Source organism: Streptomyces sp. DSM 15324 (assembly GCF_001514285.1).
GTDB lineage: Bacteria > Actinomycetota > Actinomycetes > Streptomycetales > Streptomycetaceae > Streptomyces.
In genome coordinates this window covers 1-23,177 of record NZ_KQ949032.1, presented here as the reverse complement: position 1 = coordinate 23,177, position 23,177 = coordinate 1, and the positions used below count along the sequence as shown (strand labels likewise).

Here is a 23,177-nt window from a genome sequence, read left to right as displayed (position 1 = left end):
CCTGCGGGAACGGCCCGCTCACGCCATCCAGAAGAAGACCGCCGTCATCCGCTTCTCCTCCAGCGTCGTACCGCAGTAACCGGTCGCGCTGTGCACGAGGTTGGCGTGGTAGAGCAGCAGCCGGCCCGCGCGGTGCGGGACCCGTACGTCCTCCTCGAAGGCGTCCGGGGCGACGAACCGGGTGCCGAGCGCCTCGACGAGGTTGTTGTGCGGGGCCTGGACGACATTGCCGCCGAGCCGGCCCCCCGGCAGCGACTGCCGGTAGAAGCTGGTCCCGCAGTCCTTCGGCACCCCCGGGTTGAGGTACAGCACGGCGGCGTACCGGCACAGCGCGCGCGAGTCGGAGTGCGGCCGGGGGGTGCTCTCGCCCTCGCCGACGACCTGGACGCAGTTGTGGTTGAGGGTGCCGCCGCCGGGCGCCTGCTGCACCCACAGCCGCTGCGCCCCGGTGGCCCCCCGCACCTTCCGCTCCACCCGGGCGAGTTCGTCGGGCTCCAGCGCGGGCATGGTCCGCAGTCCCGGCCAGCTCTCGGAGGTGTACGGGTGTCCCTTGATCCAGTCGTCCCGGGCCAGGCACCGCTCACGGATCGCCGCGACGCCCTCCTCGGGGAGGACGTCGTCCAGGACCCAGTAGTCGCGGCCCTTGGTGGGCTTGCGGTAGGGCAGGACGGGGAGGGTGACGGCCCGCCTCGGCTGTGGCATGGACATGAAGTGAATGTAGGCGGGGTCTCCGTCAGTTCTCGCCCGTGATCTGCCCCGGACTGTGCAGAGAACTGGTCAACGGGGCGTCAACTCCGGTCAAGAGATCCCCTGGGGGAAGCGGGCGAGGGGGCGAGCAGGGGCTCACTGAACCGGGGGAAGCGGGACGATCTTCCCGTTCTCGTCGAGGGTGTGGGTCATCCAGTACTCGTCCCACTTGTCGCCGACGTACTCCGGGACCTTCCCCTCCGGGTAGCGGGTAAAGCCCTGAGACGGCTCCTCGCCGTTCTTCAGACACAGGCCGCCGCTGTTGTTGACGGCGAGGACCGGGTACTCGCCGTCGCTGCACTGCGCCTCCCGGAACGACAGCGAGCACGCGGACAGCAGCCCCGCAGCGGCGGCGGCCACCAGGGTGAGGCCCAGGCCACGGCGGAGACGGCGGCGGGCGGTGGACGGGCGGCTCACGGTGCACTCCCTCAGGTCGGCTTGTGGAACCAGCCTGCGGGAAGCCGGACGCCCGCTCCTGAGTACGCGTACTCAACGGCCGAGGGGCGGCCTACTCGATCCGTACGGGTGCCCCGACGCGCCTGTTCTGCTCCCTCCGCCTCAGTACCCCTCCCCCAATACCCTTTCCACCAGTTGGAGTTGGGCGTCCGTCAGCCCGGGGTCGGTGAACTCCACCGGCGGTCGGTCGTCCACGGTCAGCGTGTAGTGGCTGGCGTCGGGCACGCCGGGCCCGGACCGGGACGGCTCGTCCGCCGCGGCCAGGACCTCGTACGCGAGCCCTTCCAGCGCGGCCCCGTCGGGCCGGGCGGCGGTGTCCGCCTCGGCCCGGCGGGACACACCGAGCAGACCCCCGCTCCTGAGCAGCCGGATGTGCATGACGCCACCGGTTCAGTGGACGCTCAGACCGACGTCGGACCAGGCCTTGACCACCGAGTCCAGCTCGAGCCGGGTGCCGTAGAGCCGTTCGGCCGTGTCCTTGGTCGCCTGCGCGAACTCCTGGAAGTCGCAGTTCTCGGACAGCCCCCCGGAGATGAGCGTCTCGTACCAGATGCGTCCCGCCCGCTCCCAGGCGTGGCCGCCGATGGCGACCGCGGTCAGATAGAAGGCGTGGTTCGGGATGCCGGAGTTGATGTGCACCCCGCCGTTGTCGGCGTCGCCCTCGACGTAGTGGGTCATATGGCTGGGCTGCGGGTCCTTGCCGCCCAGCATCGGGTCGTCGAACCCGGTCCCCGGCTCCTTCATCGACCGCAGCGCCTGCCCCCGCACCTGCGGGGTGAACAGACCCGCGCCGATCAGCCAGTCGGCCTGGTCGGCGGTCTGGTGCCGGTCGTACTGCTTGACCAGCGAGCCGAAGACGTCCGAGACCGACTCGTTGAGCGCGCCGGACTGGTCCTGGTAGACGAGACCGGCGGTGTACTGCGTGACGCCGTGGGTGAGTTCGTGGCCGATGATGTCGACCGAGATGGTGAAGTCGTTGAACACGACGGCGTCTCCGTCGCCGAAGACCATCCGCTCGCCGTCCCAGAAGGCGTTGTTGAAACGGCGACGGTAGTGGACCGTGGAGTCCAGCGGCAGATTGGCGTCGTCGATCGAGTGCCGGCCGAAGGCCTCCTTGTAGAGCGTGAAGGTCAGACCGAGGCTCTCGTACGCGCGGTTGACCGTGCCGTCCAGGGACGGGTCGCCGCCCTCCCGGCGGACCAGGTCGCCGGGGAGCGCGAGGGTGTGGTGGGTGTCGTACAGCGTCCGGTCCAGGACGAACTCGGTGGGCGCGGCGGGGGAGACCAGATTGGGCGTCTCGATCCGGTTCTGCCGGAAGTCGGCGTCGACGGCCAGCGTGTTCTGCGCGGCCTCCCGGACGTGCGGATCGTCGGCCTCGGTCAGTTTCTCCAGGACGAACGGCGGCAGGATGCCGCAGACGTGGCGTGTGGGGCGCATGGGGGGTCCCTCCTCGGAAGAGGGCTGGTACAAACGGGGTGATGGGCCGCGAGTCCCCAGCGAGGGGACCCGGAGCCGGGGCCGCGTGACGCACGCAGGCCGACGAGTCCCATGCTTCTTATTCTGCGCCCCGGCGCGGCCACCCGCACGCCGGGAGCCTGACGGCTCCTCAGTACCGCACCGCGCGCGCCACCTGTGCCTTGACCGTGCCGGACAGATCGCGGTTGCTGCGGGCCGTCGCCGTGCCGGTCCTGCCCGCGGCCACGTCGGAGACGGTGACCACGACCGTGTCGAGGCGGTTGCCGCTGCTGTCGGTGAAGTCGACCTGGACGGCGAACGACTTCGTGGAGTCGGCGGTGTTGGTGACGGTGACGTCGACCGTGGCGCGGCCCTGGTCGGTGCCGGGGGTGCCGAGCTTCGCGTCGGACTTCACGTCGACGCCGTTCTTGATCTCGTCGAGTTGCTTGTTCGCCTCGGCCGTGGCCGACGCGAACGCCGACGCCGCCTCGGAGGCCAGGGAGGAGGCGGCCGCCGTCGCCTCGGCGCCCAGCGACTCCGCCGCGGAGGCGGCGATGCTGGCGGCCTTGCTCGCGGCGGACGACACCGACGAGGGGGTGTTCTCGTCCGAGCAGCCGGTCAGGACGGCGGCGCAGCAGACCGCCACCGCCGTCAGCAGCACGCCCTTGGTGCGCGGCATCTTGCCTCCTGGGGTCCCCCGGGGGTGTCTGCCCGGGACTCCTTCCAGTGAAGGGGTGGCCGGGCCGGCGCGCATGCCGGGTCACCCGGACGGATGGCGCCGGAGCACGGGGACGGCGCCCGGGTCAGCGTCGTGCCTTCTTGTACCGGCGCATCAGCTCCACGATCCGCGCCTGCTCGGCGCCCGCGTTCAGCGCGGCCAGCAGGTCGTCCGGGCACAGCTCGTAGAAGTCGCCCCAGTGGCCCCGGCGCCGGTTGTCCCAGATGCGGTAGCCGCCCGGAACGCCCCGGGCGACATAGCGGCGTCCGCCCAATCCCTCTCCCCTTCCCCCGTGAGTGGCGTCTTCAGTGTCCGCCACGGCCTTCATCCCTCGCGCGGATTTTCGAGGCCCGTCGCCCTCCCCGGTGACACCTACGCACCCCTCACACTCGGCGATCATGTGCTTACGCTGTGATGGTTGATGGGTGGATCGGTGGAGAGCGTGTGCGGGAGTGGCAGGGGATTCGGCTTCGGACAGCGGCGCGGCGGGCAACTCCCCGTGGAGATCACCAGTTTCGTGGGCAGGGCGGAGGAACTCGCCCTGATCAAGGACGCGGTGGGGCGCTTCCGGCTGGTGACGCTGGTCGGGCCGGGCGGTGTCGGCAAGAGCCGTACGGCGCTCAGGGCGGCCGGGGCCTCGGCGGCGCGGTTCGCGGACGGCGTCTGGCTGGTGGAGCTGTCCGCGCTGCATGACCCGGAGCTGGTGCCGGCCACCCTGGCCGGGGTGCTGGAGCTGCCCGAGCAGCCGGGGATGACCCCGCTGGACGCGGTGGTGGAGCATCTGCGGGAGCGGCGGATGCTGCTGGTCCTGGACACCTGTGAGCATCTGGTCGACGCCTGCGCGATGCTCTGCGACATCCTGCTGCGGGAGGCGCCCGGGCTGACGGTGCTGGCCACCAGCCGTCAGCCGCTCGACGTGCCCGGCGAGCACCGCGTCCCGATCGCCCCGCTGAGCAGGGACGACGCGCTGGAGCTGTTTCTGCTGCGGGCCGGTGCCGTCGCCACCCTGGGCGAGGAGGACCGGCATCGCGCGCTCGCCCTCGTCGACCGCCTCGACGGTGTGCCGCTCGCCCTGGAACTGGCCGCCGTCCGGCTGCGCGCGGTGCCGCTCGCCGAGCTGGTGGCGCGGCTGGGCCGGCGGTTCGAGGTGCTGACCGGGGGCCGCCGTACCGCGCTGACCCGGCACCAGACCCTGCGGACGGCCATCGACTGGTCCTACGACCTGTGCACCCCCGGGGAGCGGCTGCTGTGGGCGCGGCTGTCGGTGTTCGCGGGCTCCTTCGAGCTGTCGGCGGCCGAGGCGGTCTGCGGGGGCGGGGAGTTACCGCGGGCGGAGGTGGTGGGCGCGCTGATCGGGCTGGTCGACAAGTCCGTGGTGCAGCGCATCGGGGAGGACGGCGGGCGCTACCGGCTGCTGGACACCGTCCGGGAGTACGGCGCCGGGCGCCCGGCCGGGGCGGAGGGCGCCGCCGATGCCGTACGGGAGCGGCACTTCGCTTACTACGAGCGGCTGGTGGCGCGGTTCTGGGACGAGTTCCTCACTCCGGCGCAGGTCGCGCTGCACCGGGCGGTGCGGGAGGAGATCGCCGATGTGCGGGCCGCCCTGGAGTACGGGTGCGCACGGCCGGGCCGGGCGGTGGAGGCGCTGTGGCTGGCGACGCGGCTCGGGCCGTACTGGCGGGCGGCGGGCACCCTGTCGGAGGGCCGGCACTGGATCGACAAGGCGCTGGAGCCGGTCACGCAGGACTGTCCGGAGCGGGCCTGGGCGCTGCTGATGACCGGGATCTTCGGGCTGTGGACGGCGGATCTCCCGACGGCGCTGGAGCGCTTCCCGCGGGCGCAGGAGGTGGCGCGCCGGGTGGGGGAGTCGCGGGTGGAGCTGTCGGCGCAGGCGTACCTGGGGGCGATGACGGCCTTCGGCGGGGCGGTGGAGCGGGGGCTGGCCGAGGTGGAGTCGGCCAGGCTGCGGATCATCGCCTCGGGGGACCGGCTGGGGATCGGGGTCGTGCACTACGAGGCGGCCCTGCTGCGGGCCGTGTTCGGGGACCCGGCGGGCGCGCTGGAGCTGTGTGCGACGGGCCTGGCGTATCTGGAGGAGTGGGGTGAGCGGCAGCTGTACGCGTCGACGGTGACGACGAAGGGCGTCATCCACATGCTGGCCGGCGAGGACGCCGAGGGGGAGGCGTGTCTGCGGCGGGGCCTGGAGGCGGTGAGCGAGATCGGGGAGGTGCTGGTGGCGGCGCTGGCCGCGCTGGGCCTGGCCTGGCACGCGGCCCGGGTCGGCCGGCACGTCCGGGCCTGCTGGCTGCTCGGGTACGCGGAGAACGCGCGTCGGCTGAGCGGGGATCCGGTGGCGCTGCTGCCCCGGCTGGTCGAGGAGCAGGAGGAGGCGCAGCGGGCGGTGCGGGCGGCGCTCGGCCCGGAGGCGTTCGAGCGGTGGCGGGAGACGGGGGCGCGGATGTCGGGGCGGGAGGTGCTGGAGGCGGTCCGCGCGGACGCGGAGGTTCCGGAGGGGTCCCCGGCGCCCGTACGCCCGCCCGCTCCGCGCGGTCCCCTGCGCCCCGCCGACTCCCTCACCCGCCGCGAGCGGGAGGTCGCCGCGCTGGTCGCCCGGGGGCTGTCCAACCGGGAGATCGCCGAGCGCCTGGTCATCTCCAAGCGCACGGTGGACGCCCATGTCGAGCACATCCTCGCGAAGCTGGGCATCGCCTCGCGCACCGAGATCCCGGCGACGGTGACGGGCCCGTAGGCGTACGTAGGTAGAAGGGCGGCGGTCTCCTGTGGGGTAGGTGTACCGATCTTCCGCACACCGGTGTGCGGGGAGCGCGGTGGGCGGGGCAGCCTGGTGGTGCCGCCCGGGGCCGGGACGGGCCGGGGGCCGGCAGGCCGAACCCTCGGTCGGCGCTGTCATGGCAGGCGTCCGGCACCGGACCCGCCCCCGGCGGTACGCGGGGCTGCCCCTGGTCGGCGGGGCAGCCCCCACCAGGCGTGGCGCGCGGCGGATCAGCGGGCCGCGAGAGCCGCCAGTGGTTCCCCGGTGAGCCGGCAGATCCGCCACTCGTCGAGGAACTCCACTCCGAGCGAGGTGTAGAAGTCGACGGTCGGCTCGTTCCAGGCCAGCACCCACCACTCGAAACGCTCCCAGCCCTCGTGGACGCAGGTCGCCGCGAGGGCGGCGAGCAGGGCGATCCCGTGACCGGCGCCGCGCGCGTGCGGACGGACGTAGAGGTCCTCCAGGTGCATGGCGCGGGTGCCGGTCCAGGTCGAGAACCGGGGGAACCACAGGGCGAACCCCACGGGCGCGCCGGTGTCGTCGTCCTCGGCGATCAGGACGTGCGCGGCGGGGCGTTCCCCGAACAGGGCCTCGCGGAGCTGTTCCTCGGTGGCGCGGGCCTCGTGCTCGGCCTTCTCGTAGGCGGCGAGTTCGCGGATCAGGGCGCGGATCTCGGGGACGTCGTCGACGGTGGCGGCTCGGATCATGCGCGGAGCATGGGCCAGGGACGCGCCCGCTGTCCACGGCGTTCCACCTGCCGGGCGGCGGCCGTCGGGCCCGCGGCCGGGCCGGACGTGCCGCCTGGCCGGTCATCCGCCGAGCCGCACGTCCTTCTTCCGCAGCCAGGGCAGCGGCGGTACCGACGAGCCGAGGTACGGCGTCCTGCGCACCTCGAAGTGCAGATGGGGGCCGGTGACGTTGCCGGTGGCGCCGGAGAGGCCGAGCCGGGTGCCGGGGAAGACGCGGTCGCCGCGGCGGACGTCGATCCGGGACAGGTGCGCGTACTGGGTGTAGACGCCGCCGGGGTGGCGGACGACGACCTGGTTGCCGAAGCCGTCGCCGCAGGTGGTGGCCTGGACGGTGCCCGGTCCGACGGAGTACACGGGGGTGTCGGTGGGGACCGCGAAGTCCTGGCCGGTGTGACGGTGGGCCCAGTGGTCGCCCTTGGCCGCGTACCCGGCCGAGAGCCAGTAGCCGCGGGTCGGCGCGGTCCAGGGGCCGCCGGTGCGGTGGTGGGGCTCCCGGCCGCGCCGGGCGACAGGGCAGTGGCCGTCGCGGCCGGAGGGGTCCACGGCGACCGGGTCGCCGCCGCCGCGGTCGCCGCGGCCGCTGCGGCCGTCGCCCGGGCCGTCGCCGGGGCCGCTTCCGGCGCCCGACGGTACGGCGGTGAGCAGGACCAGGAGGGCCGACAGCACGGCGGTCGCCGTAGCGAGGGAATGTTCTCGTCGCATTGTGTGATCATCGGACCGATGAGGGGGTCGGGCCGGGGCGCGCCGCCGGACACCCGCCGGTTTTCAGTCGAACGGCTCCGCCATCAGCCTGCGGTACACCTGCGACGACCTCGGATTCGCCGGACACAGCCACACGCCGTGCGGACAGTAGTCGCTGATCGTCTGGTACAGCGGCCGCTGCCGCGCGAACCAGGTCAGCATGCCCCGGATGTACGCCGGGTTGTCGCCGTTGCGGAACAGACCCCACTCCGGGTACGAGAACGCCTTGCGGTGCGCCCGCGCGAACCGCACGTGCTCGGTGAGGCCGTACGGCTCATGGACCTGCTCGTCGAAGGACATGCCGTGCGGCTGGTCGTAGGCGTCCATGCCGATCACGTCGACGTACCGGTCGCCCGGGTAGCACTCCGGCCACGGGATGGCGTCCCGCCCCCGGTTCGGCGCGAACTCGAACCGGAACCGCTGCCCCTGCACCGACCGCATGGTCTCCACGATCCGCACCCAGAACGCCTTCCACGCCTCGGGATCGGGCCCGCAGCGGTGGGTGTACGTGATCCCGTTCATCTCCCAGCCCACCACCAGCACGGTGTCCGGGATGCCCAGCGAGACCAGTCGGCGGGCCAGTGTGCGGAAGTGTCCGTCGTACGCGCCGTCCGCCCCGTCGCGCAGCAGCCTGCGCACCGTGCGGTCGGGCAGATGCGCCTCCGCGCGGTCCAGCATCGGCACGTTCAGCACGAACAGCCGGTCCGCGCGGGCCCGGCGCCACTGCGCCCAGTGGTGGAGGTCGCCGGGCTCGCCCTCGATATGGCCCCAGTGGTCCCCCGCCAGATAGGCGTGCGCGACCCGGGGCGTGGCCGGCCCCAGCCAGCCGTCCAGCTCGGAGACCCGCCGCACGCCTTCCGAGCCGTACCCGACGTACGCCCCGAAGGGCGAGGGCGGGGGCCCGTCGGCCGGCTTCCCGTCGGGCACCCCCGCCGTCCACTCCCCGTCGCGGACGCACGCGGGCCCGGCGAGCAGGACCAGGGCGACCAGAAGGAGCGTCAGGAAGGGCCGAAGGGCACGAGGACGCCTTCCGGGACGAGGGTGAGGACTTCTGCGGATCGGTGACGGCGGCACCGGTTCAGGATGACCCCCCGCCCCCCACCGGCAATCCGGAATCACCCGCGAACCACCCGTACCGGGGACGCGGTTCCCTCACCAGGAAGACATCCACGGCGTCCTCCCGCTCGCACACGAAACCGTGCCGCTCGTACAGCCGCCGGGCGGCGCTGCCCCGGAGCACGTCCAGCCGCACCCGCCGCCCGGCGCGGTCGGCGTCCGCCAGCAACCGCTCCAGCAGCGCGGTCCCGATGCCCCGCCCCTGCACCCGCGGGTCGAGGTAGAAGTGCTCCAGCCAGTCCGCGTCCCCGGCCGGCCGCAGCGCCACACACCCCACCACCGTGCCGTCGGCCTCCTCGACGACCAGCGTGTTCCCGGGCACCCAGGCGTCCCGCAGCCGCTGCCGCACCCGGTGCTCGTCGTACCGCCCGAGCCGCTCCAGATCCCCACGCATCGCCACCGCCCGCACCTCGGCGACGGCCTCCACGTCCGCCACGGTCGCCTGCCGTGTCCTCCACTCAGCCATGCGGCGATGCTGGAACGCGTCCCGTCGGCTTCCTCTCGCCGCAGGGGGAGGTCCGCTGGGTCCTGGTGCATCCGGAGCAGCCGGCTCCGCGCCGTACCGCTCCGGCGGAGTCCGCGGCGGCCGGTTGAATTTCAATACTTTCCTCCTCAACAGGCAACCGTGGCAGGGTTTTTGCCGCTCTCACAGGGTGCTCACAGTTCTCGGTCGGCGGGTGCGTGGGGTGTGCCCGCGGGTGATGGCCGGGGTGTGGGCTGGCCTGTCCGATGCCAGTGACCATGGCACTCGCAGACGAGGAACCGATGACCAGATCGCAACACCGCAAGGGCCTCAAGCGCGGCGCGTTCGCCGCGGGGGCCGCGCTCACCGTCGTCGCCGTCGCCGGGGCCGCCCCCGGCGCCGGTGCCGCGCCGCAGAGCACCGCAGGGAAGCCGAAGCTGAAGCTGATCGCCGCGTCGAGCGCCGTCACGCTCGACCGGTACGAGTGGGACGGGGGCTTCCAGCTCGACTTCGACCTCGGCACCTACCTGACCGTCGACAAGGCGCCGCTGGAGTTCAAGACGACGCGCAAGTCGTACAAGGACCCGGTCGTCGTGCAGCAGATCCTGCGCAACGGCTCGCAGGTGACGACGAAGAAGCTGCCCGCCGGGCTCGTCAAGAACTTCCAGGGGCTGCCCGACTTCCTGGAGATCTCCGTCAAGAACAGCGCCGGGACGGAGGTGAAGAAGATCAAGAGCACCTTCTGCCCGAACAACGCCTCCGGACGGCTGCGCCCCGACGCGCCCGCCACCTCGCACTACCCGGAGAGCTGCCCCACCAACCCGTGGACCCTCGGCTCGGTGTGGGGCGTGGAGAAGGGCTGGGCCGCCAACACCACCACCCAGGACTACGACCACCCGGTGGACCTGGCGCCCGGCGAGTACACCGCCAAGGTGTCGATCGCGAAGAAGTACCGGGACCTGTTCGGCATCCCCAACGACGCGCCCACCATCAAGGTGACCGTCCGCCGGATCAGCGAGGGCGGCGGCGAAGGCGGCGGGGCCGGGCTCACCCGCGGGTCCTCGGCCATGTCGCACGACATGGCCGGGATGGACCACGGCGCGATGGCCGGGATGGACAGGGGCGCCGGGCACCACTACGGCCCGCGCGGCGCCGACGCGCCCGTGCCCTCCGCGCTCTCCCACGCCCTCGAGGACCGCGGTCTCGCCCACCACCTCGGCGACGGCGCCGGGCACACCGACGGCTCGCGCATCGCGCCCGCGCTCAAGGCCAACAGCCAGCGGCCGAGCGGTCGCGCGACGGTCCCCGCCAACGCGCCCAAGCCGGACCTGCGTTCGCTGCCCGCCTGGGACATCGCGATCACCGACGGCGAGGACGGCGACGCCGCCGGCCGCGACTACCTCGCCTTCAGCGCCAACGTCTGGAACGCCGGCCCCGCGCCGCTCGTCGTGGACGGCTTCCGCAAGCCGAACGCCGACCTGATGGACTCGTACCAGTACTTCTACGACGCCAGGGGCAAGCAGATCGGCTACGCCCCCGCCGGCACCATGGAGTGGGACCCGCGGATCGGCCACGAGCACTGGCACTTCACCGACTTCGCCAGCTACCACCTGCTCTCCGCCGACAAGACCGACATCGTCAAGAGCGGCAAGGAGGCGTTCTGCCTCGCCAACACCGACGCGGTCGACTACACGGTGAAGAACGCCAACTGGCACCCGTACAACACCGACCTGTCGACGGCCTGCGGCCAGAAGAGCTCGATCTCCGTCCGCGAGGTCCTCGACGTCGGCTCCGGTGACACCTACACCCAGTACCGTCCGGGCCAGTCCTTCGACATCACCGACCTGGCCAACGGGACGTACTACATCCAGGTGGTCGCCAACCCGGCCAAGCGCCTGAAGGAGACCAACGTCAACAACAACATCTCGTACCGCAAGGTCGTCCTGGGCGGCACGCCCGGCCACCGTACGGTGAAGGTCCCGCCGTACGACCTGGTCAACGCGCCGTAGTGACCTCGGGGGTCGGTGGCGGACGGGTTACGACCGCCGCCGACCCCTACGACCGGCCAGGATGTGACGCAGGCCACATCCTGGCCGGTCACACTCGTCCGGGGCGCTCCGTCAGAGAGGTGTAACCAGCCGAGAGCAAGCTCACGAGGAGACACCATGGACCCCCGCCTCAACCTCTTCGCCAACCCGGTCGCCGGCAAGTTCACCCGGTACATCAACTCGGCCGGCAAGGTGATCGCCGACTCCACCCTGCCGGCGGCGACCCAGGAGCTGGTGAAGCTCCGCGCCAGCCAGATCAACGGCTGCGGCTTCTGCACCGACATGCACAGCAAGGACGCGGCCCACGCCGGTGAGACCGCCCAGCGCCTGTACCTGGTCGCGGCCTGGCGGGAGGCCACGGTCTTCACCGAGGCCGAGCGCGCCGCCCTGGAGCTGACCGAGCAGGGCACCCGTATCGCAGACGCGGCGGGCGGCGTCACGGACGCGGCCTGGGAGAACGCGGCCAAGCACTACGACGAGGACCAGCTCGCCGCCCTCGTCTCCCTGATCGCCCTGATCAACGCCTACAACCGTCTCAACGTCGTCGTCCAGCAGCCGGCGGGCGACTACCGGCCGGGCATGTTCGGCTGAGGCCGGGCCCGGCCCGCGCGGCGGCCTGACGGAACGTCTTGTCTGCGCAACAGGGCAACCGTTGGGCCGTTGTGCGAGTCTCCTGAGACGTCTGTGCTCGTCGGACGTATTCCTACCTGCGTGTAGTGTTCCGGCGTTCGGCGGTGACCACGCCGGCGACCCGAGCACGGTGGAGGCATGGAGCGGCCGATGCGGAGGGACGGGGCGCCGATGAGCGGAACGAGAAGGCGTGGATACGCTCCGATGGAGTCGGCCGGCCGCGGGGGCAGAGGCGGCGGCGGCCGTACGCGGCTGACCCGGCGCGGCCGGATCGTCGCCTGGGGCGGCGGGGTGACCGCCGTGGTCGTCCTCGCGGTCGGCGGCGTCGGTGCCTGGATCTACCAGGACCTCAACAACAACATCGGGCGGGCCGACGTCGACGACAAGCTCGGCGGGGACCGTCCCCAGAACCTCAGCCCCGGCTCCAAGAACATCCTGCTCGTGGGGTCCGACAGCCGGGACGGCGCCAACGCCAAGTACGGCAAGGACCTGACCACCATGCAGTCGGACACGCTGATGGTGCTGCACATCCCGGCCGACCGCCAGTGGGCGTCGGTGGTCTCCTTCCCGCGCGACTCCTGGGTGGAGATACCTTCCTGCGAGAAGGGCGACGGGGGCACGTCCTCCCCTCACCACTTCAAGATCAACGAGGCGTTCGCGATCGGCGGCAGCGGCGGCGAGGTCGCCGGGGCCGCCGCGTGCAGCATCAAGACCATCGAGGCCAACACCGGTCTGCGCATCGACCACTTCATGTCGATCGACTTCTCCGGCTTCAAGGGCATGGTCGACGCGCTGGAGGGCATCGAGGTCTGTCCCGAGGCGGCCATCCACGACAAGAAGGCCCATCTGGACCTGGAGGCGGGCTGCCAGACGATCAAGGGCGAGAAGGCCCTCGGTTACGTCCGCACCCGCTACAGCGTGGGCGACGGCTCCGACATCGGCCGTATCGGCCGCCAGCAGGAGTTCATGGACGCCATGGCCAAGAAAGCCAAGTCCAAGCTCACGGACGCCGACGCGATGTACGGCTTCCTCCAGTCCGTCACCAAGTCCCTCACCGCCGACACCGCGCTGGCCGGCATCGAGCCGCTGTACGGTCTGGCGAACGAGCTGAAGGGCATCGACAGCGACCGGCTGAGCTTCGTCACCGTGCCCAACTACGGGCGGGAGGCCGACCAGCCCACCGACAAGGCGAACGTCGTCTGGCAGTACCCGCAGGCCGCCGATCTGTTCACCTCCCTGGCCCAGGACAAGGAGGTCACCAAGGCGCAGGTGGAGGCCGCCAAGAAGGACGTGGTCTACGCGTCCTCGGTGAAGTTCCAGGTCCTCAACGGCACCGGCATCGGCGGCCGGGCGGCGGCCGTGGCCGAGCGGCTCACCGAGGCCGGCTACCGCCTCGCCGGTACCGGCAACGCGCCCTCGACGGTCACCACGACCACGGTCACCTACCCGGCGGGACTTCAGCGCCAGGCCGCCGCGCTCGCCTCGCGGATCCCCCACGCCCGTGCGGTGCAGGACGCCTCGGCGGCGGCCGGCGTGGTCACGGTGGTCGTGGGGCCGGACCTGAAGGTGGAGGACGTCGCCTGAGCACAGGTGATCATGAGTGGTCGCAAGGGCTCAGGAAATGCTGTAAGGTTGATCTTGAGCCGGTCACCGGGAAACAAAAACGGTGAACGACCTCTGCGTTGGTGGTCCAAGGAAAGACGCCCCGCTTCCTGCGGGGAAATGCAGGTGCAAGGCCTGCCCGGCGCTCCGATGACGAGTCCCATCCCGTGTCGCACGGGGTGGGACTCGTTCGTTGTCCCCCCCGTGCGGGCGGCCGGATCAGGCCCCGGCGACGAAGGAGGAGAGGCCGTCGAGGAAACGGTCCGCCTCCTCGACGGTGTTGTAGGGCGCCAGGCCGACACGGAGAGCCGGGTCCTGGAGCTTCAGCGCGGCGAAGGGCTCGTAGGCGTAGAACGACCCCGCGGGGGCGAGGACGCCCCGCTCCGCCAGGTGCACCTGGGCCTCGCGGGCGTCGCGGCCTTCGAGGGTCATCAGCAGCGTCGGGGTGCGGTCGGCCGCGACCGAGTGCACGGTGACGGCGTCGCCCAGGGCACGCAGCCCCTCCTCCAGCCGGGTGCGCAGCACCCCCTCGTGCTCGTGCAGGGCGTCCAGCGAGTGCGTGAGCCGTTCCCTGCGCGTGCTCCCCGGGCCCGGGTCGAGCGCGGCGAGGAAGTCCACGGCGGCGGTGGCACCCGCCAGGATCTCGTAGGGCAGCGTGCCGAACTCGAAGCGCTCCGGGACGGTGTCGGGGGAGGGCAGGAGCTTGTCCGGGCGCAGGGTCTGAAGGAGTCCGGGCGCTCCCGCGAGCACCCCGCAGTGCGGTCCGAGGAACTTGTACGGCGAGCAGACGAACAGGTCGGCGCCGAGCGCGGGGACGTCCACCAGGTGGTGGGCGGCGTAGTGCACGCCGTCCACGTACACCAGGGCGCCGGCCTCGTGCGCCAGGTCGGCGATCCGGCGGACGGGCGGCTTGGTGCCGAGCACGTTGGAGGCCGCCGTGACCGCGACCAGCCGCGTCCGGGACGACAGCGCCCGCTCCAGCGAGCCGAGGTCCAGCTCCGCCGTCCCGGCGTCGATCCCGATCCAGCGGACGGTCACCCCCGCGCGCTCGGCGGCCTGGACCCAGGGGCGGACGTTGCAGTCGTGGTCCAGCCGGCTGAGGACGATCTCGTCACCGGCCCGCCAGTCCTTGGCCAGGTGGCGGGAGAAGTCGTAGGTGAGCTGGGTGGCGCTGCGTCCGTGCACGACGCCGCCCGCCGGGACGCCCAGCAGGTCGGCGTAGGCGGCGCGGAACTCCGTGACGGCGCGTTCGGCGTTCAGCTCGGACGGGCTGACGGTGCCCCGGTTCGAGAGGGGGCCGGTCAAGGTCGCGGCGATGGCCTCGGCGACGGGGCGGGGCGTCTGGGTGCCGCCCGGCCCGTCGAAGAACGCGAGACCCCCGTCGAGGGAGGGGAAGTGGGCCCGAAGGGCGGTCAGGTCGATGGCCATGGCCTCGGCTTTCAGGGAGACAGCGGGCTTGGGGCTTCCTAGACTCTGGCACCGGGTCCGCGGACACGTAAAGCGAGGGATCACGAAGGGAGAGTTCACGGTTCATGAACCGCCGGCCGGATCTGAAACTTCTGTCCACCTTCCTAGCCGTCGTGGACCGCGGTTCCATGGCCGAGGCCGCGGCGGCCCTCGGCTACGTGCCCTCCGCGGTGTCCCAGCACATCGCCGCCCTGGAGCGGGACCTCGGCGTGGAACTGCTGGTACGCCGCCCCGGCAGCCGGCTGATCCTCACAGCGGCCGGACGCTCCCTGGCACAGGCGGCGCGGAGCCTGTTCGAGGCGACCGCACGCTTCCAGGACGCCGCCGCCCGCATCGCGGACGGCGACATCGCCGAACTCCGCGTCGGCGCCTACCCCAGCGCGATGAGCCATCTGTTCCCCGGCGTGCTGGCCGCGCTGCGCCCCCGCCGCCGGGGCGCCCGGATCCGTCTGGTGATCGTGGAGACGCACCAGGGGCTGCCCAGGGTCACCTCGGGAGACCTCGACCTGCTCATCGCCTACCGCTATCTGCCCGAGGACCCGCCGAGCCCGTCCGACGACTGGGACGTCACCTCGCTGGGCCACGAGCCCCTGGTCCTCGTCGCGGGCCCGCGCCCGGACGCCCGCCCGTGGGAACTGGCGGACTGCCTGACGATGGAATGGACCTCGGGCCACGCCCGCAGCCCCGACCGCCGACTGCTCCACCGCTGGGCCGGAGAGCTGGGCATCTCCCCCGAGGTCACCCTGGAGACCGAGGACCTGCACAGCATGCTGGCCATGATCGGCGCGGGCCTGGCGGTGGGCCTGATCCCGGCGACCCTCCTCACCGAAGACGCCGACCGCCCCCGGGTGGAACGGGTCGCGCTCCCCCCGGAAGCCACCCCGCTCCACCGCGAGGTCCTGGCCGTGAGCCGCCCGGGCGTGCGGCATCCGGTGGTCGAGGAACTGCTGGGGTTGCTGGCGCAGGCGTTGAGGGTGGTCGGGGGCGTGAGCGACCCCTCATCGGGGAGCGACTGAAGGGCAGGCCCGGGACGTCCGACGCCGCCGGACCCGCCCGTCGGCAGGCGGACGGCCGGCACTACCCGGGAGTGTCGGCCGGCGGGTCCACGAGCACCGGCGCACCGGCGAGGACCCCGCCGTCGAGGACGAACTCGCAGCCCGTGGCGAAGGTGGCCTCGGTGATGATGAACAGGACCGTGCGGGCGACCTCCTCGGGCGTGCCGAAGCGGGGGATGGGCTGGCCCGCGACGAACCGGTCGTCGAAGCCCGCCGTCATCGCCGTACGGATGGCGCCGGGGTGGACGGAGCAGACGCGCACGCCGTCCCCGGCCAGTTCCAGCGCGGCCGTCTTCGTCAGTCCGCGCACGCCCCATTTGCTCGCCACGTACGCGCCGACGCCGGCGTACCCGGTCAGGCCCGCCAGGGAGGACATGTTCACGATCACCCCGCCGCCGGCCCGGCGCAGCGACGGCGCCGCCGCGCGCATCCCGAGCCACGTGCCCTGGAGGTTGACCTCGAGGACCCGGCGGAACTGGAGCAGGCTCTCCTCCTCCAGGGTGCCCCACCCGGCGATGCCCGCGTTGTTCACCAGCACCGACACCGGTCCCGCGTGCTGCTCGGCCTTGGCGACCACCTTCCGCCAGCCTCCCTCGTCGCTGACGTCGAGGTGCAGGAAGCGGGCCGGGGCGCCGAGCTCCTGCGCCAGGGTGCTCCCCTCGGACTCCAGGATGTCGGCGATCATCACCGCGGCCCCCTCGGCCGCGAGCAGGCGCACCACCGCGGCGCCGATCCCCCGCGCCCCACCGGTGACGATCGCCACCCGCCCGTCGAGACGACCCATCGTGACCTCCTGAGACGACGACCTCCAGGCCCAGCATCGGCCGCCCGGACCCAGCACCGCAGGTCAGGCTGGGCCGGACGGGGGGAGCGGGGCCGGATGCGGCAGGATGCGGGGTGCCCGCCGCCCGTTCGCCGGGGCCGATCAGGAGCCGTACAGAGGGAGCCCCTCCGAGGAGATCGTCCAGTCGGCGATGGTGACGTCCTCGCCGTAGACGAAGTCCTTGCGGGTGGCGTAGCGGGGGCCGTCGGGGGTGGGGTGGATGTCGGTGAGGACGGCGCCGGTGCCGGTGCGGGGGTCGAAGACGGCGTAGACGGGGATGCCGATGAGCGCGTAGTCACGCACTTTGGTCACCCAGTCGTTGTCGGGGTTGGACCGGGAGACGACCTCGACGGCGGCGACGAGGGTGCGGGGATCGAAGGAACCGGGCACGTCCATGTCCGCCCAGGCGATCACCATCAGGTCAGGGCGGCGCATGATGCCCTCGGACTCGTCCTCGACATCGGGCTCGCCCGTGTGGGCCAGGAGTTCTTCCGGGATCACCCTTTCGAGGCGTTTCCGGATATGCGCGGTGGTCAGTTCATGTGGGCCGACGGGCGCCATCATGTCGTGAACGATCCCTTCCTTGGTGACTTCGAGTTTGCCGGGCACCGTGTCGTCCGTGGACTGAATGAAATTCCGCATGGCCCGGTATCGGTGGGAGGCGCCCTGCTGTGCGTTCTTCGAGGCGGTGGTCATGGCGCTCGCTCCTCGTCGTCTGTGCCCAGGGGCAAGGATCGTCGCTCTCATGCTAGGTGCCCGGCGCGGAATCGGATCGGCAGTCGCGGCAGCGCCCCGGGGCCGGGGCGCGGAAGGGGCGGTCGCATCCGTCGCAGTTCTGGAAGGGGTGTCTGGGCTGCGGGACGGCCGGGGCCGGGGGCCGGAAGGGTGGCAGGGGCGGTAGCTGGGCGGTCAGGCGGTGGGCGAGTAAGACGTCATCTCATTTGGCTGGCTCGGTAGGCTGTCGGTCGTGGTGGGGATCGTTGAACGGCTGGTGCCGGACGAGTTGTGGGAGCTGTTCCAGCGGGTCGTTCCCGAGGCGCCGGTGCGGCCTCAGGGCGGTGGCCGACGGCGTCACGGTGACAGAGAGGTGCTGGCTGCGATCGTGTTCGTGGCCACGTCGGGCTGCACGTGGCAGCAGTTGCCCTCGGCGTCGTTCGGGCCATCGGGGGCCACGGCGCACAGACGTTTCGCCGAGTGGACGAAGGCCAGGGTGTGGGCGAAGCTCCACCGCCTGGTCCTCGATGAGCTTGGTGCCCGCGGTGAGCTGGACTGGTCCCGTTGCGCGATCGACTCGGTGAACATGCGGGCCTTGAAAAGGGGGAGCTGACAGGTCCGAATCCTGTCGACAGGGGCAAGTACGGCTCGAAGATCCACTTGATGACCGAGCGGACAGGTCTGCCCCTGTCCGTCGGAATTTCGGGGGCGAATCTGCACGACAGCCAGGCCTTGATACCCCTGGTCAAGGGCATACCACCCATCCGCTCCCGCCGCGGCCGACGGCGACGCCGACCGGGAAAGCTCCACGCCGACAAGGGCTACGACTACTCCTACCTGCGGCGATGGTTACGGGGGCGTGGCATCATCCACCGCATCGCCCGCAAGGGCATCGAGACCTCGACGCGACTGGGTCGTCACCGCTGGACCATCGAACGCACCATGGCGTGGCTCGCCGGCTGCCGACGTCTCCACCGACGCTACGAGCGCAAAGCGGAACACTTTCTCGCCTTCACGAGCATCGCCTGCACCCTGATTTGCTACCGCAGGCTCGTGCCCAACCGGCGCAACAAACGTCACGTGTTGGCGGCGCCGTAGTGCAGGACCTCGCCTTGTGGCAGCAGGTATCCGATGCCCCGCGTCTGCGGCATCTCTCCTGCCAGCGTCGAGGCGTCGGTGCAACCAGAGACCTCGAAGCCGATGACCCCCAGGCTGAAGGAGGCGCTCTTGAAAGTCTCGGTCCCGATGGCAGCCAGCCAGTCGTCCATCACGTTGGACCTGAAGAATGGCTGACCGTCCCAGTACGCAAGGCCCGCGTGATCCAGCGCGCCTAGGGGGACGTAAAAGTCGAGCCAGTCGCCGCATTCATCACCGCCGCGGATCGCCACGCACCCGCACACGACCAGTTGGTCCGTCGGCAGGCGGACCTGACCGTGAAGGTGGCCGAACTCGGCCAGAGAGCCAACCGTGCACGGCACAGCATCCTGCTCCTCAGGCTCACGGTCTCTGCGCCCAAAGCACCCATGGACATCTGCGGCGGACCACAGAGCGCTCAGGACGGCCTGAAGCTGGGCATCATCACTCGATCCCACCTCCATAGCCAGCTCATAGTAGCCACCGGACCAGTTCGTCTGGTCCCGGAAGGCAGCAGGACTTCTCATGACGTGATCATGCGGCAAAGCCCAGTCCAGTGCCACCGCCATCCAAGTGTGCAGCCGGACCAATTGAGATGACGTCTAACGGCCTTGTGCACGAATGAGGTCGGGGCGTGTTGGCCTGGCGGGTTGTCTGCTTGGCGCTCACCTCTCGGCGGCGCGGTCGGAGACCAGGGCGGCGACTGCCGCATAGGTCTCGTCGAAGTACTCGCGGCGCCCGAGATAACGCTGGAGGGTTCGCCACTGCTTGTGTTCGGCGTTGGCGTGCTCGACGCAGATGCGCTCCGAGGACTGCTGACGGCGGGCCGCGTCCCAGGCGGCGATGTCTTCGGGAGAGGCGCCCTTCTTCGGCTTGAGCGGCGGGGCTTGGACCTGGTCGGGGAACTGCTTGGCAAGTCCCCGATAGCCCGCGTCGACCTTGGCCCTGACCTGGGGGTACTGCTCGAACAGGTCGTAGATTCCCTCGGTCTTCACGGCTGTCTGGTCGTGCATTCTGCCAGGCCGGAAGGCCCCGGCCCACAGGGTGCGGCCCTGCACGTCAGTGACGACGGTGGCCTTCTTGGTGTTCTGCCGCATCTTGCCCGAGACGAAGGCGCGACGGCCCGGCTTGTTCGCCCGGGGTCGTCGAACCCGGACCTCCGTGCCGTCCAGCCGCAGCTCGACATCCTCGGCCGCCGCATAGGCGAAGACATCTGCGAGAGTGCGAAGCCGCAGGTCACCCTGTCCGGGAACAGCAAAGCCACGAGCGGCCAGAAGGGGACGGACCTCGTGGACAGCCCGGGTGATCGTGGAGCGGTCCACTCCGTAGAGCAGGGCCAGAGCCCCGTGCGGGAGCTGGAACCTCAGGACGACCAGCGTGGCGATGACCCGGTCGGTGAACACCAACTGGTGATTGGGTCCGGCACCGGCCGCACGCAACCGGCTGCGGTCTCGACGCTCGTGCAGTCGGCCCTCCTCTGCGGCCGTCCACGCCTCGGCCAACTCCGCGATCAGCGAACCGAGTCGACGGCGCTGGAGGCCGGTGAAGAGACGATGGGACAGGGCCGTGCGGCCTAGGCATTGCGTCACGACAACACCCAACCCGCACGGCCCTGTTCATGCCGTGGCAGAAGCGTGATCGTTACAGCGCGCCCGTTGCCCTGTTCTGCCACCGGGTCAATCCGAGCTCGGGAGAGCGGAGAGCAGGGCCGTGGCGGCGCTGTCGAAAGGCGCGATGCTGCCGGCCGCACGACAGAGGATGTGGGCGCCTTCGAGTGTGACGATCAGGAGGGTGGCCAGATCAGCGGCCTGGGATGAGCTCATTCCGGCCCGGGTGAGTTTTTCGGTGAGTTCGCCGACCCAGCCGGCGAACCCGTCGGCCGCGACAGCGCGCAGGCTGCCCTGGTCGGCAATGGCCGCACCGCCGTCGATGGTGACCGCCGCGACCGCGCAACCGCCACCCTCGGCGGACGCCTGCACCACGGGGCGGACGTTGCCAAGGAACGCCTCCACGACTTCGCGTGGGGTGCGGGCCGGAAGTTCGTGCAGGTGACCGCGGACGTCCTCCGCGTTGCGGCGGGCAGCTTCGAGCGCGAGTTGCTGTTTGCCGCCGGGGAAGTGGTGATAGATCGCCCCGCGCGCGGCACCGCTCTCGGCCAGGACGTCGGTGAAGGACATCGCGGCCAGGCCATGGCGTTGCAGCAGCCCGATCGCTGCGCTGATCATGCGGGACTTCGTGTCCGCGGCCATCGCGACCCCCTTGACTAGTACGGCCATCCTACTCCATGCTCACATTACTAGGACGCACGTACTAGTGACGGGCCGGACAGGCCCCGAAACCGGAGGTTCCTGATGGGCAAGACCTTTCTCTACACCGAGATCCAGGCGGCAGTGCCGTTCGACCAGTTCGACTGGCACCAGGTCAACACGGCCCTGAAAACCGCACCGGGCCTGATCCGCAAGACGTGGCTGTCCGGGATCGGCACCCACACCATCGGCGGCTTCTACGAATTCGACAGCGCCGAGAACGCCCTGGCCTTCGCCCAGGGCCCCTTCGCCGAAGAAGCCCGCCGAGCCGGAGCCCCGGCCACGACACGCCTGTTCGACGGCGACATCGTCAAGGACGCCAGCATCGACCTGAACTCGCCCTACTACACCTGACACCGCAGGCCGTCGCCGACATCAGTACTGGACACCGCCTCGCTCCACCGCCGGGGCGAGGCGGCCCCAATGGAGAGGCATCTCGATGAACATCACGCGGCACCCCGAGAACAGCGTGAGCTGGATCGACCTCGGCACCCCCGACATGGAGACGACGACGGCGTTCTACACCGCGCTGTTCGGTTGGACCATCGCCCCACCGGACCCCAACGGCTACAGGCTCTGCACACTGCGCGGACAACTCGTCGCCGCCCTCGGGCCGGCCGAGGACCCCGGCCCGCCCTACTGGACGATCAACATCACCGTGTCGGACATCCAATCCACCGCCACCCGCTTCACGAACCTGGGCGCCCAGATCATCGTGGCACCCACCCAGGTCGGGACACTCGGCCACGCCGCCGTCGCGATCGACCCCGTCGGCGCACCACTGTCACTCTGGCAGCCCGGCACCCACACCGGCATGCAGCTGAACCACGAGCCGGGCACTTTCGTCGGCATCAGCCTGCTCACCGACCACCCCGAGCAGGCCGCCGCCTTCTACCGACCAGCCCTGCACTGGAACTCCAACCCTGAACACACCGAGCTCCGGCTCTCGGACAACTCCATCGCCGCCACCAGCCCGCCGCCAGGAAAACCAACGGCGCAGCGATCACTCTGGCTGGTCAGTTTCGCCAGCAGCAGACCCGATGCCGACGCCAAGCAGGCCCGACAGCTCGGTGCGACCGAGGTCCGCCAGGACGCCAACGGAGACGTGGTCTTGCGCGATCCCACCGGCGCTCTGTTCGGCCTTACCCAGCACGCCCGATAGTGCCACTCCGCCCGAACAAGTTGCCCCGGGCAATCGCGCACCAGCCTGTAAGGCCGCGGGGCGGTACAGGGGTTCTTCGGGGAGGCCGGCGATGAGGGCGTGGCGTACGGCGGTGGGGGTGAGGTCACGCTCCAGCCAGGCGGCGACGCCGGGGGCGAGGTGTTCGGCGTCGGTGGCGGAGAGGAGGAGGCGGGGGTCGTGGCGGCGGAGGGTGGCGAGGAGGTCCACGGCTGTCCTGAGGAGCTCCGGGGAGCTGTACGCGGGCTTGGGCACGGCGGGCAGCAGCTTGCGGCGCGGCGGGGGTTTGTCCTGCGCGTGGCGGGGGCGGGGAGCGGGCTTGTCGGAGGCCTCGGTCGGGGTGGGGCGGCGGGCGGGCTTGCTGGAGGCTTCGGTCGGCGTGGGGCGGCGGGCGGGCTTGGCGGAGGCCTCGGCCGGGGCCGGCCGGTGGCCGGGCTTGTTGCAGGAGATCGTGCGAGTGACGATCCGGCCGTCGGCGGTGCGATGGCGCTCGCGGCGCAGATAGCCGTGCGCCTCCAGCTCCCGCAGGGCGGCGGCGAGCCGGGTGGCGCCCTCGGGGAAGCGCTTGGCGAGGGACTTGATGTCGACGCAGGTACCGGGTGGCACCGACTGGATGTGGACTCCGAGGCCGATCGCCAGACCGGACAGCTCCCTGTGCTGGGCGAGGTCGTTGCCGATCGTCGTGAACTGCGTGGTGTGGCGGACGTGCTCGTGAATCACGCCCGCGTGGGGGTGGTTCTTGCCCGGCTTGCGGGACTTGGAGGGGGCGTGCGCGCTAGGGTTTTCGGTATCCATCGGGAAGGGTCGCTTCCTAGTTGGTCAGGCCCTCGCACGGGATTGCCGGTCCCTGCGGGGGCCGACGTATGTCGGCGGCTGTCGCGTTGAGCGTAAGCCAGGCAACAGGCACCAAATCCAGCTGTGTTGGGCTATTTCACCCGCCCGGGTGAGTTTGATCCACGGGGCGGGAGGGGTGGGGTTTGGTCGGGTTCTTTCACCTACT

At 71.2% G+C, this 23,177-nt stretch carries 24 protein-coding genes and 2 pseudogenes; 8 read left to right on the top strand and 18 right to left on the bottom strand.

Annotated elements, in window-relative coordinates:
* Positions 1 to 18: 18 nt before the first annotated feature.
* The 6 genes from AQJ58_RS28115 to AQJ58_RS28090 all read right to left on the bottom strand — a co-directional run bounded on the left by AQJ58_RS28115 (position 19) and on the right by AQJ58_RS28090 (position 3,650).
* Positions 19 to 708, bottom strand: a complete 690-nt coding sequence (locus tag AQJ58_RS28115; RefSeq protein WP_107122178.1) for a DUF6445 family protein — start codon at positions 706 to 708, stop codon at positions 19 to 21.
* A 135-nt stretch (positions 709 to 843) separates the two neighbouring features.
* Positions 844 to 1,164, bottom strand: coding sequence for an SCO0607 family lipoprotein (locus tag AQJ58_RS28110; RefSeq protein ID WP_079079286.1), 321 nt, complete (start codon positions 1,162 to 1,164; stop codon positions 844 to 846).
* Between the two features lie 141 nt (positions 1,165 to 1,305).
* The gene (locus AQJ58_RS28105; protein WP_067255231.1) at positions 1,306 to 1,581 is read right to left on the bottom strand and encodes a protealysin inhibitor emfourin; all 276 of its coding nucleotides are present in this window, start codon (positions 1,579 to 1,581) and stop codon (positions 1,306 to 1,308) included.
* A gap of 12 nt (positions 1,582 to 1,593) precedes the next feature.
* Entirely contained in the window at positions 1,594 to 2,640 is a 1,047-nt protein-coding gene (locus AQJ58_RS28100; protein ID WP_067255229.1) for a M4 family metallopeptidase, read from the bottom strand.
* 169 nt (positions 2,641 to 2,809) lie between these two features.
* Positions 2,810 to 3,337 (bottom strand): FxLYD domain-containing protein, encoded by a 528-nt coding sequence (locus AQJ58_RS28095; RefSeq protein WP_067255228.1) that lies wholly within the window; start codon positions 3,335 to 3,337, stop codon positions 2,810 to 2,812.
* A 124-nt stretch (positions 3,338 to 3,461) separates the two neighbouring features.
* On the bottom strand, positions 3,462 to 3,650 hold the full coding sequence (locus AQJ58_RS28090) for a hypothetical protein (protein WP_067255226.1): 189 nt from the start codon (positions 3,648 to 3,650) through the stop codon (positions 3,462 to 3,464).
* A gap of 147 nt (positions 3,651 to 3,797) precedes the next feature.
* On the opposite strand from AQJ58_RS28090, the gene AQJ58_RS28085 reads away from it, so the two are divergent.
* A complete protein-coding gene (locus AQJ58_RS28085) occupies positions 3,798 to 6,125 on the top strand; it encodes an ATP-binding protein (protein ID WP_067255224.1) in 2,328 nt (775 codons plus the stop codon).
* 254 nt (positions 6,126 to 6,379) lie between these two features.
* Here AQJ58_RS28085 and AQJ58_RS28080 read toward each other — a convergent pair whose 3' ends face one another.
* From AQJ58_RS28080 to AQJ58_RS28065, 4 genes are all read right to left on the bottom strand, one after another.
* Entirely contained in the window at positions 6,380 to 6,856 is a 477-nt protein-coding gene (locus tag AQJ58_RS28080; protein ID WP_067255222.1) for a GNAT family N-acetyltransferase, read from the bottom strand.
* A gap of 102 nt (positions 6,857 to 6,958) precedes the next feature.
* Positions 6,959 to 7,600 carry a M23 family metallopeptidase gene (locus AQJ58_RS45730; RefSeq protein WP_079079285.1) on the bottom strand — a complete coding sequence of 214 codons (642 nt, stop codon included), beginning with the start codon at positions 7,598 to 7,600 and terminating at the stop codon, positions 6,959 to 6,961.
* Between the two features lie 63 nt (positions 7,601 to 7,663).
* Complete coding sequence (locus AQJ58_RS28070; protein ID WP_234360322.1) at positions 7,664 to 8,566, bottom strand: glycoside hydrolase family 26 protein; 903 nt, start codon at positions 8,564 to 8,566, stop codon at positions 7,664 to 7,666.
* A 151-nt stretch (positions 8,567 to 8,717) separates the two neighbouring features.
* The gene (locus AQJ58_RS28065) at positions 8,718 to 9,221 is read right to left on the bottom strand and encodes a GNAT family N-acetyltransferase (protein WP_067255220.1); all 504 of its coding nucleotides are present in this window, start codon (positions 9,219 to 9,221) and stop codon (positions 8,718 to 8,720) included.
* A 299-nt stretch (positions 9,222 to 9,520) separates the two neighbouring features.
* Here AQJ58_RS28065 and AQJ58_RS28060 point away from each other — a divergent pair, with 299 nt between their 5' ends.
* The 3 genes from AQJ58_RS28060 to AQJ58_RS28050 all read left to right on the top strand — a co-directional run bounded on the left by AQJ58_RS28060 (position 9,521) and on the right by AQJ58_RS28050 (position 13,480).
* Positions 9,521 to 11,227, top strand: coding sequence for a lysyl oxidase family protein (locus tag AQJ58_RS28060; protein ID WP_199844703.1), 1,707 nt, complete (start codon positions 9,521 to 9,523; stop codon positions 11,225 to 11,227).
* 156 nt (positions 11,228 to 11,383) lie between these two features.
* Positions 11,384 to 11,857 (top strand): carboxymuconolactone decarboxylase family protein, encoded by a 474-nt coding sequence (locus tag AQJ58_RS28055; RefSeq protein ID WP_067255216.1) that lies wholly within the window; start codon positions 11,384 to 11,386, stop codon positions 11,855 to 11,857.
* 243 nt (positions 11,858 to 12,100) lie between these two features.
* Complete coding sequence (locus AQJ58_RS28050) at positions 12,101 to 13,480, top strand: LCP family protein (protein ID WP_079079282.1); 1,380 nt, start codon at positions 12,101 to 12,103, stop codon at positions 13,478 to 13,480.
* A gap of 237 nt (positions 13,481 to 13,717) precedes the next feature.
* Here the strand turns inward: AQJ58_RS28050 and AQJ58_RS28045 are convergent, their stop codons facing one another.
* Complete coding sequence (locus tag AQJ58_RS28045) at positions 13,718 to 14,926, bottom strand: cysteine desulfurase-like protein (protein ID WP_067255214.1); 1,209 nt, start codon at positions 14,924 to 14,926, stop codon at positions 13,718 to 13,720.
* 104 nt (positions 14,927 to 15,030) lie between these two features.
* On the opposite strand from AQJ58_RS28045, the gene AQJ58_RS28040 reads away from it, so the two are divergent.
* A complete protein-coding gene (locus tag AQJ58_RS28040; RefSeq protein WP_067255213.1) occupies positions 15,031 to 15,981 on the top strand; it encodes a LysR family transcriptional regulator in 951 nt (316 codons plus the stop codon).
* Positions 15,982 to 16,042: 61 nt separating this feature from the next.
* Here the strand turns inward: AQJ58_RS28040 and AQJ58_RS28035 are convergent, their stop codons facing one another.
* The 3 genes and pseudogenes from AQJ58_RS28035 to AQJ58_RS44865 all read right to left on the bottom strand — a co-directional run.
* The gene (locus AQJ58_RS28035; protein WP_067255211.1) at positions 16,043 to 16,804 is read right to left on the bottom strand and encodes an SDR family NAD(P)-dependent oxidoreductase; all 762 of its coding nucleotides are present in this window, start codon (positions 16,802 to 16,804) and stop codon (positions 16,043 to 16,045) included.
* Positions 16,805 to 16,945: 141 nt separating this feature from the next.
* Entirely contained in the window at positions 16,946 to 17,539 is a 594-nt protein-coding gene (locus tag AQJ58_RS28030; protein ID WP_067255208.1) for a Uma2 family endonuclease, read from the bottom strand.
* A gap of 52 nt (positions 17,540 to 17,591) precedes the next feature.
* Positions 17,592 to 17,771 (bottom strand): annotated as a pseudogene (locus AQJ58_RS44865) (helix-turn-helix domain-containing protein); the annotation flags it as partial.
* A gap of 48 nt (positions 17,772 to 17,819) precedes the next feature.
* Between AQJ58_RS44865 and AQJ58_RS42865 the strand changes: the two are divergent.
* Positions 17,820 to 18,655, top strand: a protein-coding gene (locus AQJ58_RS42865; protein ID WP_199844716.1) for an IS5 family transposase whose coding sequence is annotated in 2 segments (ribosomal slippage) — positions 17,820 to 18,168 and positions 18,168 to 18,655 — 837 coding nt in all. Because the reading frame shifts where the segments join, the coding sequence is not laid out codon by codon here.
* Here AQJ58_RS42865 and AQJ58_RS28015 read toward each other — a convergent pair.
* The 3 genes from AQJ58_RS28015 to AQJ58_RS28005 all read right to left on the bottom strand — a co-directional run bounded on the left by AQJ58_RS28015 (position 18,634) and on the right by AQJ58_RS28005 (position 20,940).
* Complete coding sequence (locus AQJ58_RS28015; RefSeq protein WP_234360321.1) at positions 18,634 to 19,260, bottom strand: hypothetical protein; 627 nt, start codon at positions 19,258 to 19,260, stop codon at positions 18,634 to 18,636. The genes AQJ58_RS42865 and AQJ58_RS28015 overlap by 22 nt on opposite strands.
* A 96-nt stretch (positions 19,261 to 19,356) precedes the next feature.
* The gene (locus AQJ58_RS28010; RefSeq protein WP_067255199.1) at positions 19,357 to 20,280 is read right to left on the bottom strand and encodes a transposase family protein; all 924 of its coding nucleotides are present in this window, start codon (positions 20,278 to 20,280) and stop codon (positions 19,357 to 19,359) included.
* Between the two features lie 87 nt (positions 20,281 to 20,367).
* Positions 20,368 to 20,940 carry a TetR/AcrR family transcriptional regulator gene (locus tag AQJ58_RS28005; protein ID WP_067255198.1) on the bottom strand — a complete coding sequence of 191 codons (573 nt, stop codon included), beginning with the start codon at positions 20,938 to 20,940 and terminating at the stop codon, positions 20,368 to 20,370.
* 102 nt (positions 20,941 to 21,042) lie between these two features.
* Here AQJ58_RS28005 and AQJ58_RS28000 point away from each other — a divergent pair, with 102 nt between their 5' ends.
* Together AQJ58_RS28000 and AQJ58_RS27995 are read left to right on the top strand one after the other, a co-directional pair.
* A complete protein-coding gene (locus tag AQJ58_RS28000; protein WP_067255196.1) occupies positions 21,043 to 21,351 on the top strand; it encodes a hypothetical protein in 309 nt (102 codons plus the stop codon).
* A gap of 85 nt (positions 21,352 to 21,436) precedes the next feature.
* A pseudogene (locus tag AQJ58_RS27995) lies at positions 21,437 to 22,081 on the top strand (VOC family protein); the annotation flags it as partial.
* Here the strand turns inward: AQJ58_RS27995 and AQJ58_RS44860 are convergent.
* Complete coding sequence (locus AQJ58_RS44860; RefSeq protein ID WP_234360320.1) at positions 22,001 to 22,972, bottom strand: helix-turn-helix domain-containing protein; 972 nt, start codon at positions 22,970 to 22,972, stop codon at positions 22,001 to 22,003. The pseudogene AQJ58_RS27995 and the gene AQJ58_RS44860 overlap by 81 nt on opposite strands.
* Positions 22,973 to 23,177: the final 205 nt, after the last annotated feature.